At 50.8% G+C, this 12,866-nt stretch carries 12 protein-coding genes; 6 read left to right on the forward strand and 6 right to left on the reverse strand.

Annotation, left to right across the window (positions count from 1 at the left end):
• Positions 1-12 precede the first annotated feature (12 nt).
• The 6 genes from truD (at position 13) to rpoS (ending at position 5,386) form a co-directional block, all read left to right on the forward strand.
• Positions 13-1,053, forward strand: a complete 1,041-nt coding sequence (truD, locus tag JYB63_RS18420) for a tRNA pseudouridine(13) synthase TruD (RefSeq protein ID WP_205659383.1) — start codon at positions 13-15, stop codon at positions 1,051-1,053.
• Positions 1,053-1,805, forward strand: a complete 753-nt coding sequence (gene surE / locus JYB63_RS18425; protein WP_205659384.1) for a 5'/3'-nucleotidase SurE — start codon at positions 1,053-1,055, stop codon at positions 1,803-1,805. The genes truD and surE overlap by 1 nt, the downstream gene beginning before the upstream one ends.
• A gap of 65 nt (positions 1,806-1,870) precedes the next feature.
• On the forward strand, positions 1,871-2,506 hold the full coding sequence (locus tag JYB63_RS18430) for a protein-L-isoaspartate(D-aspartate) O-methyltransferase (RefSeq protein ID WP_205659450.1): 636 nt from the start codon (positions 1,871-1,873) through the stop codon (positions 2,504-2,506).
• A 48-nt stretch (positions 2,507-2,554) separates the two neighbouring features.
• Entirely contained in the window at positions 2,555-3,478 is a 924-nt protein-coding gene (locus JYB63_RS18435; protein ID WP_205659385.1) for a polyprenyl-phosphate transporter, read from the forward strand.
• Positions 3,479-3,496: 18 nt separating this feature from the next.
• Positions 3,497-4,381 (forward strand): peptidoglycan DD-metalloendopeptidase family protein, encoded by an 885-nt coding sequence (locus JYB63_RS18440; protein WP_205659386.1) that lies wholly within the window; start codon positions 3,497-3,499, stop codon positions 4,379-4,381.
• 39 nt (positions 4,382-4,420) lie between these two features.
• Positions 4,421-5,386 (forward strand): RNA polymerase sigma factor RpoS, encoded by a 966-nt coding sequence (gene rpoS, locus JYB63_RS18445; protein ID WP_205659387.1) that lies wholly within the window; start codon positions 4,421-4,423, stop codon positions 5,384-5,386.
• A 133-nt stretch (positions 5,387-5,519) separates the two neighbouring features.
• Here rpoS and JYB63_RS18450 read toward each other — a convergent pair whose 3' ends face one another.
• From JYB63_RS18450 to JYB63_RS18475, 6 genes are all read right to left on the reverse strand, one after another.
• Positions 5,520-6,701 carry an acetyl-CoA C-acetyltransferase gene (locus JYB63_RS18450; protein WP_205659388.1) on the reverse strand — a complete coding sequence of 394 codons (1,182 nt, stop codon included), beginning with the start codon at positions 6,699-6,701 and terminating at the stop codon, positions 5,520-5,522.
• Between the two features lie 276 nt (positions 6,702-6,977).
• Positions 6,978-7,826 (reverse strand): pantoate--beta-alanine ligase, encoded by an 849-nt coding sequence (gene panC, locus JYB63_RS18455; RefSeq protein ID WP_205659389.1) that lies wholly within the window; start codon positions 7,824-7,826, stop codon positions 6,978-6,980.
• Between the two features lie 54 nt (positions 7,827-7,880).
• Positions 7,881-8,675 carry a 3-methyl-2-oxobutanoate hydroxymethyltransferase gene (gene panB, locus JYB63_RS18460; RefSeq protein WP_205659390.1) on the reverse strand — a complete coding sequence of 265 codons (795 nt, stop codon included), beginning with the start codon at positions 8,673-8,675 and terminating at the stop codon, positions 7,881-7,883.
• A gap of 120 nt (positions 8,676-8,795) precedes the next feature.
• Positions 8,796-9,287, reverse strand: coding sequence for a 2-amino-4-hydroxy-6-hydroxymethyldihydropteridine diphosphokinase (gene folK / locus JYB63_RS18465; RefSeq protein ID WP_205659391.1), 492 nt, complete (start codon positions 9,285-9,287; stop codon positions 8,796-8,798).
• Between the two features lies 1 nt (position 9,288).
• Complete coding sequence (gene pcnB / locus JYB63_RS18470; RefSeq protein WP_336510906.1) at positions 9,289-10,791, reverse strand: polynucleotide adenylyltransferase PcnB; 1,503 nt, start codon at positions 10,789-10,791, stop codon at positions 9,289-9,291.
• 624 nt (positions 10,792-11,415) lie between these two features.
• Entirely contained in the window at positions 11,416-12,828 is a 1,413-nt protein-coding gene (locus JYB63_RS18475; protein ID WP_205659392.1) for a sigma-54-dependent transcriptional regulator, read from the reverse strand.
• Positions 12,829-12,866 lie beyond the last annotated feature (38 nt).

Consider the following 12,866-nt stretch of genomic DNA (forward strand, 5'->3'; position numbering starts at 1 on the left):
CTGGATATTTGCATGACCACAGCATTTCCCACTGAACTGAATTATGCCTATGGCGAACCCCGGGCCACCGCCCTTATCCGCCAGCAGCCCGAAGATTTTCAGGTTACTGAAAACCTGGCATTTGAACCGGAAGGCAGCGGTGATCATGTTTATCTGTATATCCGTAAAACCGGTGAAAATACAGACTGGGTTGCTCGGCAACTGGCGCACTTTTGTCAGGTAAGTCCGCGGGAAGTTGGCTATGCCGGAAAAAAAGACCGTCATGCAGTGACTGAACAATGGTTCAGTGTACATCTGCCAGGGCGGGCACCGCTGACATGGTCGTTGTTTGAGCGTGAGACGATTCAGGTATTAAAGGCTACTAAACACGGGCGTAAGTTACGTCTGGGGAGCCTGACCGGTAACCGTTTTGCTATCCGTTTGCGCAATGTCACCGATGTCGATGATGTCATGCGTCGTTGTGAGCTGGTTCGCCAGGGGGTTCCTAATTATTTCGGTGAGCAGCGTTTTGGTCACCATGGGGGGAACCTGACAAAAGGGGCCGCCCTGATTAAAGGTGAATATAAAGAACGGCAGAAGCATAAGAAAGGGATGTATATTTCAGCCGTTCGTTCTTTTTTGTTTAATCAGGTGGTATCGGCACGATATGCCGGTGAAGTCGGCCCGATGGCCGGTGATGTGCTGATGCATCAGGGCAGTCAGAGTTGTTTTGCGTATGATGCAGAAGACCATACCATTGGAGAGCGTCTGGCTAATCTGGATATTCATCTGACTGCGCCAATGTGGGGGCGTGGTCGTTCCATCTGTACCGATCAGGCCTTTGACTGGGAAACCGCGCAACTGGCAGGTTATGAAGAACTGCAGACAGGTTTGGAAAAGCTTGGCCTGAATCAGGAGCGCCGTGCACTGCGTTTACTGCCACAGAATCTCAGTGTGGTTCAGGAAGCGGATGATCAGCTGCTACTGAGTTTTGATCTGTCGGTGGGGTCTTTTGCGACCAGTGTCCTGCGGGAGATCTGTCAGGTTGAAAACGCACAGCGTGGAGAATTTTAATGCGAATCTTGTTATCAAATGATGATGGTGTGTATGCACCGGGGTTGGAAGTGCTGGCGACGACGCTGTATGAAGACTTCAGTGTTGATGTTGTTGCACCGGACCGTAACCGCAGTGGTGCCAGTAACGCGCTGACACTGGACCGGCCACTGGAAGCGCATCAGCATCATAACGGTTTTTACAGCCTGAACGGCACCCCAACGGATTGTGTGCACCTGGGAATTTCCGGTGTGCTGTGTGAGAAACCTGATATCGTGATTTCAGGCATCAATGCCGGGGCGAATCTGGGGGATGATGTTATTTATTCCGGAACCGTTGCTGCAGCTATCGAGGGCCGTTACCTGAAGCTGCCGCCAATTGCTGTCTCTATGTTGGGCAGTCATCCTGATAATTATCATACGGCAGCGGTTATTATTCAGCAGCTGCTGGCAGATGTCAGACGCTTGAATCTGGCCCCCCGTACAGTATTAAATATTAATGTACCTGATCGTCCTTTAGAGGATATAAAAGGCATGCAGCTGGTCAGGCTGGGTCACCGGGTACTGGCAGATACACCGGTTGAGTCGATTGATCCGCGTGGTGCAAAGCGTTACTGGATTGCCGGTGCAGGCGCAGCCGCTGACTGCGGTCCCGGAACAGATTTTTACGCTGTTCAGGAAGGCTATGTGGCAATTACCCCGCTAAATGTGGATATGACCCAGTATTCAGGTATGGATAATTTAAGCCAGTGGCTGGAAAACCTGAGTGACTGATCGCTGTCAGAGAATTAAGTGTTTAAGGAGTTGTTGTGAATAAATTACAGTTGCAGGGGATTGGTATGACCTCGCAACGCACCCGCAGCCGGTTAGTGCAGCGGTTGCAGGATCAGGGTATTACTGATCCGCAGGTGCTGGATGTGATGGCAAGCACTCCGCGACACATTTTTATTGATGAGGCGCTGTCACACCGGGCGTATGAAGATACTGCCTTGCCAATCGGCTTCAACCAGACCATTTCGCAGCCTTACATCGTCGCCAAGATGACGGAGCTGCTGTTAGCTGAAGGTCCAATGAAGAAGGTGCTGGAAGTTGGCACCGGCTCGGGGTATCAGACGACCGTGCTGGCACAGTTAGTTGATCAGGTATACAGCGTTGAACGGATTCGTCCTTTGCAGGAAAAAGCCCGTAAACGTTTACAGTTGCTGTCTTTGCGTAATGTCCATTTGCGGCATACAGATGGCGGAATGGGATGGGCTGAGCGAGGGCCTTTTGATGGTATTCTGGTGACCGCTGCACCTGAGCAGGTACCGCCGGAATTACTTCAGCAGTTAGCTATTGGCGGTCGTCTGGTGATACCGGTCGGTGGCCGTCAGCAGGAACTGAAGCTGGTTATACGTCAGTCTGAAATGGAATTTACCACTGAAGTACTTGAAGCGGTTAAATTTGTTCCTTTGTTAAGTGGTACAGTACGATAAAGTATAAAGTTCATACGCTTAGCGTGTGTTTGCAGTAATGGGAAGCGAATGGTATCAGCACGGATCAGGTTGTTCTTAAAAGGTATGCTTATGGGGGCTGCAGATGCTGTTCCCGGCGTATCCGGCGGCACAATCGCATTTATTACCGGAATCTATGAAGAACTGATTAACAGTATCAAGTCAGTCGATGCAGAAGCATTGAAGATGCTGTTTTCCGGACAAATCAGAAATGCCTGGAATCATATAAACGGCAGTTTTCTGCTGGTGCTTGTGCTGGGAATTGTAACGAGCATTGCGACAGTTGCCAGCAGTGTATTGTTCTTGCTTGATACCTATCCGGTTATGTTATGGGCGTTTTTCTTTGGGCTGATTCTGGCTTCCTGCTGGCTGGTGATGACTCAGATTGATCACTGGAATGTCACGCTGACGATAACTTTCGTCGTCGGTGCAATGCTCGCTTATCTGGTGACGTCAATAACACCCACTGAAATAGAACCTACGGCTCTGGCGGTTTTTCTGTCAGGAATGGTGGCTATCTGCGCAATGATTTTACCGGGGATTTCAGGTAGCTTTATTCTGCTGATTATTGGTATGTATACACCGGTTTTGGGTGCTGTAAAGGCGTTTGATGTTCAGGTGCTGGGCCTGTTCCTGGCGGGCTGTGTGGTGGGGATCAGTGGCTTTTCACGGGTGCTTAGCTGGATGTTTGCCCATTATAAGATGGCAACTCTGGCGATCCTGGCGGGCTTTATGCTGGGCTCGCTGAATAAAATCTGGCCCTGGAAATATACCACTGCGTATACCATTAACCGCCATGGCGAACAGATTCCTCTGGCTCAGGATAATGTATTACCCCTGAGTTATCAGGCGCTGACCGGTGAGCCATCATACTTATATGCGAGTCTTGCTTTGATGGTGTTGGGCGGGGCGATTGTACTGTTAATGGAGCGTGGTTTGTCCTCAGACAGGTAACGCTTGGGAGTAATGTGTATGGCTGGAGTGCTCGACCGACAGTTATTGGTAATGATGCTTGCATCTTTGCTGGTAATGTCCGGTTGCGCGAGCAACAGCGCCTACGCACCTATCAGTGATCTTTCAGCCAGCGATCAGCGCCGGGTCAGTACCAGCGCTGTACGCAGTGGTAACCTTTCAGAATATACCGTTCGTCGGGGCGATACACTTTACGGTATCGCATTTAAATACGGGCTGGATTACCGTCAGCTTGCCCGGGCCAATAATATTGACCGTTCTTATGCTATCTACCCCGGGCAGAAACTGTCCCTGAATACCTCAGCGGTAGCCCGCGGTTCTGATGCCGCCCCTCTGGCTGACCGGACAGAAAGTAAATCATCAGCCTCAGTTAAACCCACTAAAGCCAAGACTAAGACTGCACAAAAAACAGTTAAAAAACCCAAAAATACCCAAAATGAGACTAAAGTTAAAAAAACGCCGGTAAAGCCTGCTACTGCGGGCAAGAGCGTTACTTTAGCAGCAAATCGTAAGCTGCAATGGCGCTGGCCAGCTAAGGGTCGGATTGTACAGGGCTATAGCAGCAGTGGTAAGGTAAATAAGGGTATCAACTTTTTGGGTGAGCGGGGTGAGTCCGTTTATGCGGCTGAATCCGGCAAAGTTGTATATGTCGGTAGTGGATTATTAGGTTATGGAAATCTGGTGATCATTAACCACAATCAAACCTATTTGAGCGCTTACGGGCACAATAGCAAAATTCTTGTAAAGGAGAATGATGTTGTAAAAGTCGGTGATAAGATTGCCGAAATTGGCAGTAGCGGTGCCACCCGTAACATGCTGCATTTTGAGATACGCCGGAATGGGAGTCCGGTTGATCCTAAGAAGTACTTGCCCAAAAGAAGATAGCCGGGACACACAGTTAATGGAACTATTTGAGGTGGGTCGATGGAAAATATTGAAAAAACTGAGCAAGATACAGCCACAGTAACCACTGAGCGTGATGAGGCCGCGAAGCCTAAATTCATGAACAGCGGGCGTGGTAAAGGCAGTATGGCGCATAATGATTTATTAAACGCCAAAACTCTGGATGCAACGCAGCTTTATCTCAATGAGATAGGCTTTTCTCCGTTGCTGTCTGCTGAAGAAGAAGTCTATTTCTCCCGCCGCTCTCTGAAGGGCGACGAGGCCGCGCGCAAGCGTATGATCGAAAGCAACCTGAGACTGGTTGTTAAGATCGCCAGACGTTATATCAACCGGGGGCTTACCCTGCTGGATCTGATTGAAGAGGGTAACCTCGGACTGATCCGTGCCGTTGAAAAGTTTGATCCTGAGCGGGGATTCCGTTTTTCAACCTATGCTACTTGGTGGATTCGGCAGACCATTGAGCGGGCGATTATGAATCAGACCCGTACTATCCGGTTGCCTATTCATGTGGTTAAAGAACTGAACGTGTATTTACGGGCTGCCCGTGAACTGGCGCAAAAGCTTGATCACGAGCCTTCTGTTGAAGAGATTGCCCAGGCGGTTGATAAGCCGGTCGAAAACGTTGAGCGGATGTTCGGGCTTAATGAACGGGTTACATCTGTAGATACACCGGTAGGTAAAGACTCCGATAAAATGTTGTTGGAGACGATTCCGGATGAAGAAAGTTCTGATCCGGAAACCCTGCTGCAGAACTCTAATATCAGCGGTAACCTGAATCAGTGGCTGGATATGCTACCGGAGAAACACTCCGAGGTATTGTCCCGCCGTTTCGGCCTGCGCGGATTTGAAATGAGTACCCTGGAAGAGGTTGGCCGTGAGATCGGGCTTACCCGTGAGCGGGTAAGGCAGATTCAGGTAGAAGCCCTGCGTAAGTTGCGTGAGATTGTCGAACGAAACGGACTCAGTGGGGAAGACTTGTTGCGTTAACGGTTGATTCGCTGCCCGAAGCATACCTGAGTCTCGCTACCTCCTGTGTGCTTTAGTTCCCTGGTAAGCGGATATAGCCTGCGCATAAAAAAACGGGACATCAGTCCCGTTTTTTTGTACCTGAAAGAGCGATTCAATCCCGCTCGACAGCCAGAGCAGTACCCATACCACCACCGATACACAGAGTAGCAAGGCCCTTCTTGGCGTCACGGCGCTGCATTTCATGCAGCAGGCTGACAAATACTCGGCAGCCGGATGCACCGATCGGGTGACCCAGCGCAATGGCACCGCCATTAACGTTAACAATGTCGGTATTCCATCCCAGATCCTTGTTTACTGACATCGCCTGAGCAGCAAAGGCTTCGTTAGCTTCAACAAGTTCCAGTTCATCAATGCCCCAGCCAGCCTTTTCCAGGGCTTTCTGTGTGGCACAAATTGGGCCGGTGCCCATGATGGACGGATCAACACCTGCACTTGCATAGGCTTTGATACGGGCCAGGACAGGCAGCCCCAGTTCGGTTGCTTTCTCAGCCGAGCACAGCATCACTGCAGCAGCGCCATCGTTAATAGTTGAAGAGTTACCGGCGGTCACGGTGCCGTCCTTTTTGAAAGCAGGACGCAGCTTGCCCAGCGCTTCAGCGGTTACACCGGCACGGGGCTGCTCATCGGTATCGAATACGATGTCATCGCCACGGCGCTGAGGGATAACCACAGGCACGATTTCATCGGTAAATTTACCGGCTGCCTGAGCGGCTTCAGCTTTATTCTGGGAAAGGGCTGCAAAGGCATCCTGTTCTTCACGGGTGAAGCCGTATTTCTCAACGATATTCTCGGTGGTGATACCCATGTGGTAGTCATTGAATGCATCCCACAGGCCATCTTTGATCATGGTATCAACCATTTTCCAGTCACCCATACGGGCACCGTTGCGGGAATTTGGCAGTACGTGAGCAGATGCGCTCATGTTTTCCTGGCCGCCGGCAATGATGATGTCAGCATCGCCGCAGCGAATTGCCTGGGTGGCCAGCTGGATGGCTTTAAGGCCGGAACCGCATACCTTGTTGATGGTCATTGCAGACACTTCAACCGGTAAGCCTGCATTGATGCTGGCCTGGCGAGCGGTGTTTTGCCCGCAGCCGGCGGTCAGTACCTGACCCATGATGACTTCTTCTACCTGGCTGCCATCAACCCCTGACTTATCCAGCAGGCTTTTAATCACAGTTGCACCAAGGTCGCTGGCTGCAACCGAGGCAAGGGTTCCGTTAAAACTACCGATTGCCGTACGGCTTGCAGCTACAACTACTACGTCACGCATAATATTCCCTCTTGCTGATCAAAACTTGGCTGTAGGATAAGGGATTCTGATGACTGTTTTATTGCGCTCAGGGCAGAAAACGATGTTGATTCAGAGGTTATCCGGCAGCAAGTATTTTATTTTGTGCACTGCAGTAAAACATAGTCAGTTTTTAACTGCAACGCAGTAATCCGAAGGGCTTTTGGCTTTTAAGGATTATCAAGGGCTTAGCAGAGAGTGAAGATGCTGGGGCAGGTAGAAGAGAGGAGGGCGGGACAGGCTCCCGCCGCTGTTCAGTTAAAGATCAATTACCATGTTATCGATCAGTCGTGCTTTACCCAGATAGGCTGCCGCAACAAGAACCAGCTCTTTATCTTCCGGCTGGGCAGGTTGCAGATCGTGCCGGCGGCAAATATTGAAATAATCACGTTTAAAGCCGGCTTCTTCCAGCTGTTGCTGAGCTGATTCTTCCAACTGGCTGTAATCATGATTGCCGGAAATTACCTGGGCAACAGTTTCACGGATAGTCCGGTTAAGGGTCGGAGCGATTTCCATTTCCTGTTCGCTGAGGTAACCGTTTCGGGAGCTGAGGGCCAGGCCGCTTTCGGCGCGGGCAATCGGAGCGCCCTGAATTTCAACTGGCAGGAACAAATCTTCGGTCATCCGGCGGATTACCATCAGTTGCTGGAAGTCTTTCTCGCCAAAAATGGCAACATCCGGGCGTACAATGCCAAACAGTTTGCAGACAACCGTAGCAACGCCGCGGAAGTGAATTGGCCGTGAAATACCACAATGCAGTTGTGAGATGCCAGGTACCTCTACCAGGGTCTGGATGACCTGACCATTAGGGTACATATCTTCCATTTTAGGGGCGAACAGGTAGTCACAGTCAGCAGCGCTGAGCTTTTCCTGATCGCTCTGCAGGGTGCGTGGATAGGCATCCAGATCTTCGTTTTCACCAAACTGAAGCGGGTTTACAAAGATACTCGCAACGGTAATGTCGGCATTACGGTTTGCCTGATGAATCAGCTGAATATGACCTTCATGAAGGTTGCCCATGGTTGGTACGAAAGCAATGCGCTTATTAGCAGCACGTTCATTACCCAGAACTGCCTGCAGCTCGGTAATGCTGTGAATTGTTTGCATAATCTGAAATCCGAAATATGAGCCGGAATGCCTCCGGCTCTGGCATCAGTGCCGTTATTCGAAGCCGTGTTCCGGCCCGGGGAAGCTACCTTGTTTAACTGCATCGGCATAAGCTTTGAATGCCCCTGAGATGCTGTCGGCTTCCTGCATGAAGTTCTTAACGAAACGGGCTTTTTTGCCCGGTGTGATGCCCAGCATATCGTGCATGACCAGTACCTGTCCGTCGGTATCGGCACCTGCGCCAATGCCTATGACCGGGATACTGACAGCCTGGGTGACAGCCCGTGCAAGATCACTTGGAACACATTCCAGTAACAGGAGGCTGGCGCCGGCCTGTTCCAGACGGCGTGCGTCACTGAGGATTTGTTGCGCTGCATCATCATTACGGCCCTGGACTTTATATCCACCCAGTACATTGACTGTCTGAGGAGTAAGGCCGAGGTGTGCGCAAACGGGTACACCGCGCTGTACCAGGAGTTCAATGGTTTCATCCAGCCAGGCTGCGCCTTCAAGCTTGATAATGTGTGCGCCGGCCTGCATCAGTGCGGCTGCGCTTTCCATTGCCTGTGCGGGGGTGCCGTAACTCATGAAAGGCATATCTGCCATGATCATTGCGTTCTGGCTGCCGGCGCGAACCGCAGCGGTATGATATGCCACTTGCTCAACACTGACAGGCAGTGTGCTGTCGTTGCCCTGGAGGACCATTCCTAAGGAATCACCTACCAGTAACACTTCAACACCCGCATCGCTGATCTGCTTGGCGAAGCAGGCATCGTAGGCTGTCAGAACAGCGAACTTTTCTCCGGCCTGCTTTCGGGTAAATAGTGTGTGTAGGGTAACCTTGCTCATAAGTCTAACCTGATTTATATGGCTCTCAGGCGGGGATTATACCTATGCACCGGGGGATTAACTATTCCTTATGTTGCAACTGCGGAATAAAAACCTAGCAAATAAGTATAAGCATGAAGCTTATTGGTTTATCGGTTCCAGTGTGCCTTGCGGGCAATCCTTCAACAGCTCGGCGAGTTCTGTGCCGTCCGGTAAGGTTGTGTCGGGTGCCAGGTCCGCAAGCGGGTATAGCACAAAGCTACGTTCTTTCATGAAGGCGTGAGGCACGGTCAGGCGTTCATTCTCAATGACCTGATTGCCATACAGCAGCAGGTCCAGATCCAGTGTACGTGGTCCCCAGTGCTGGATTCTGACACGCTGATGTGCCTGTTCAATGGCTTGCAGTGCATCCAGTAACGCCAGAGGTTCCAGTGTGGTTTCAAAGCAGGCGACCGCATTCACGTAGTCTGGCTGGCCAGGCGGTCCTACCGGGTCGCTGCGGTACAGACGTGAATGAGCGTGTGCTCTGCAGTCTGGCAGAGCGGCCAGTTCTTCAAGGGCGCTGCTCACTTGCTGGTAGGGATCTTCCAGGTTGCTGCCCAGACCTATGTAACACAGTTGCCAGTTATTCATATCAGTCATTCTGCGGTTGCGGTTGTTGCTGCTTGGATTTGGATGGGCGACGACGGCGACGACGGCGCTTGGGTGCATCGTCGCTACTGGCTTCTTTGTTCATTTCCATACGGTTACCCGGATTGCTGTCCTGGTAGCGGGTCCACCATTCACCCAGACCGTCGAGGTTTTCACCGCTGTTTTCCCGTAAAACCAACAGATCATAAGCAGCCCGGAAGCGTGGATGTTCCATCAGACGATCAGCACGTTTACCCTGACGGCGGGAGAGGCGCAGCTGTAATTCCCAGATTTCCCGGATTGGGGTTGAAAAACGCCGTGGAATCGCCGTCTGCCGAACCTGTGCCGCGATAACCTGATTGGCCGCTTCGTGCAGGGCCGGTAACGGGTGCATGCCGTCTTCGTCCTGCAGTTGCTGCATGCGCTGGGCCATCGGGTACCAGAGAAATGCTGCGAACAGAAATGCCGGGGTAACACTTTTACCCTGCTGTAAGCGGCGATCGGTATTGCTGAGGGCATTATTGATCAGCGTTTCAACAGGCATGCCCTGTGGATTGTTCAGTGCAGCTTCGGTTTGTTGAAAAAGCTGTTCGAACAATCCGTAATGACGTGTCTGTTCCAGCGATGCAACGCCATGTCCGGACTGAAAAATTTTCAGTGCTTCGTCAAACATCCGGGCAGGGGCAATGTCTTTCAGTAATGGTGCCAGGCGTTGAATCGGTTCGGCGGTAGCCGGTTCAATGTCGAAATCCAGTTTGGCGGCGAAACGGGCAGCACGCAGCATCCGTACCGGGTCTTCACGGTAGCGGGCATCCGGCTCACCGATCATTCGAAGTACTTTGTTTTTCAGGTCGGTATAACCGCCGGCAAAATCGTGGATACTGTGATCACGGGGGCAGTAATACAGAGCGTTAACGGTAAAGTCACGGCGCAGAGCATCATCTTCGATAGTGCCGTATACATTGTCCCGAACAATCATACCGCTGTCGTTCTGGCGGCCATGTTCACCGTCGCTGTTATCCTGCTTGCTGTCGTGGCTGGCACGGAAGGTTGCGACTTCGATCAGGTCACGGCCAAACCGGACATGCAGCAGTTTAAAGCGACGACCGATCAGCCGTGAACGGCGGAACAGTTCGTGGGCTTCTTCAGGGTGGGCGTTGGTGGCAACATCAAAGTCTTTCGGCCGTTTGTTAAGCAATAAATCGCGAATACAGCCACCGACCAGGTAGCCTTCATAACCTTCATCCTGAAGGTGATAGGCCACTTTCATTGCCGCATCATTCAGATGGCGGCGGGGAATGTTGTGTTCATCCTGATGAATAATAAGTTGCTTATGATCGGATGAATGAGCAGGGGGATATTGGTTATTCACAGCGTCAGTCATTGAGGCAGATTGGGAGGCCGCAGCTGGCTGATCATTGTGCTGACGTTTACCGGAGGCATTGCGCAAAAAATAGAGAATTGCAGCGATGCTGATAACAAGTAGAACGAGTACGCTTATTTCCATGCTGTAGTGTTACTTATGCAGGCCTGATTAAAACGCGCATCTTATCATGAAATTATCATTAAGCGCGCTTCTGAAGGTGGCTGATGAAGGATAATTAGGAATTCAGATCTGATCAGAGAGTGACTGAGCAAAAATACGTAATGTACGCAATTTCATAAAACAACGAATCAGGGGAGGTTTAAGGTATTTGTTATGAGAGAAGGAGATGGGTAAAGCTGACCGCTTAGTTAGACAACAACGCTAGTGTTAGCTTGTTGTTTTTATTTCTAAGCACTGATTTCGGGACCGTTGTAAAAGGCGTCAATTTCAGCGATCAGCTTTAAGCCTCATTATTATTTTTATTCGAGGCGGTTACTTAGTCACTCACAATCTGGGTTTTATTTTTATTGTGATTATGTGTGTTAAGTATTCTTTTTCTTGTTGATCTAATTATTGCAGAAGGCGTGCCACTTTTTTTAAGTTATTGTTTTTTATAGGTATTGTATTTTTCGAACACTTGTTTGTTACCATTTTGTAACATTGTTACTTGAAAAAGTGTTACCTCTCTACACACTTTGTAACCGCTCTGCGGGGCGAAAGGTAACACTTTTGTAACCGTGCCAGGTAACAGGTTTGTTACCCGGACTAAGCTTTCTTGGGTTTACGGGGAATGCCAAGTTTCTGCCGGCGTTCCCATAAACATTTCCGGCTGATGCCCAGTTTTTTGGCCAGAGCGGTTTCACTCATACCGTCCTGGTTATCCAGAACAAAGCGCTGAAAGTAGTCGTCCAGAGAGAGGTTCTGATGGTCTTGCCGGCCACTGTCATTGGCTGCTGTGTTGGCCGGGGCCGGTACAGCATTTTTGTGAGTGGCAACAAAATTGGTTTCTAGGGACGCCAGTGAATCCACTTCAAGGTCCAGACCCAGAAGGTCAGTGTCAATGAAGTCACCGTCGGCGAGAATGACAGCCCGTTCAACCGCATTTTGCAGTTCACGTACGTTACCGGGCCAGCGATATTGCAGCATGGTCTGGCTCGCATGGTGGGAAAACTGCAGATCCGGTTTGCCGTTTTTACTGCCGCTGTTACGCAGAAACTGCTGGGCGATATCGAGAATATCCTGGCCACGTTCCCGCAGCGGTGGCATCTGCAGTTCCATTACATAAAGGCGGTAATACAAATCTTCGCGGAACTGCCCCTGTTTAGCCATGGCTTTCAGGTTTCTGTGGGTGGCCGCAACCAGGCGCACATCTACCTGCTTGGAATTCACCGAGCCGACCCGACGTATTTCGCCTTCCTGCAGGAAACGCAGTAAACGTGCCTGGGCTTCGAGGGGTAATTCGCCGATTTCATCCAGAAAAAGGGTACCGCCATCGGCTGCTTCAATTAAGCCGCTGCGGCTGGAGTCCGCACCGGTAAACGCCCCTTTTTCGTGGCCGAAAAGTTCAGATTCGATAAGAGTGTCAGGAATCGACGCGCAGTTCACCGAGACCATGGGGGCACTTGCCCGTGTACTTTGCTGGTGGATTTCCCGGGCAGTAAGTTCTTTACCGGTACCGGACTCGCCCTGTATCAGTACCGTTGCCTGGGTTTTGGCAACTTTACTTAAGCGTTTGAACAGTTCCAGCATCGGCTCACTGTTACCGGTAATGGTGTTTTGTGAGGGCTGTACTTCGGTGTCGGTGGCTTCATCAGTGCTCTGGGCTTTCGCTGAGCGTTGCAGAATGCTCGCTACTGTTGCCAGCATTTCTTCGTGATCAAAGGGTTTTGCGATGTAATCAACGGCGCCCAGCTTCATGGCGTCCACTGCGGAGCGTAAGCTCGCATAGCTGGTCATGATCAGTACCGGTACTTGTCCGGCAAGGGTGATCAGGTCAGTGCCCGGAGCGCCCGGTAAGCGCAGGTCACTGATGATCAGATCAAATGACTCAAGGTTGTTATCGCGGGTTGCCTGATCAACGGATGCCGCGTCGGCGACATCGTAGTCATTTTTTTCGAGCAGTCGTCGTAATGCAGAGCGAATAATGCTCTCATCTTCAACTATCAGAATACGGCTCATCTGGTCTACCTTTTTGCCTGTCTCTTGAGTTCCTGCAT

Origin of the sequence: Aliamphritea spongicola, from assembly GCF_017051665.1 — a bacterium.
Taxonomy (GTDB): domain Bacteria; phylum Pseudomonadota; class Gammaproteobacteria; order Pseudomonadales; family Balneatricaceae; genus Amphritea; species Amphritea spongicola.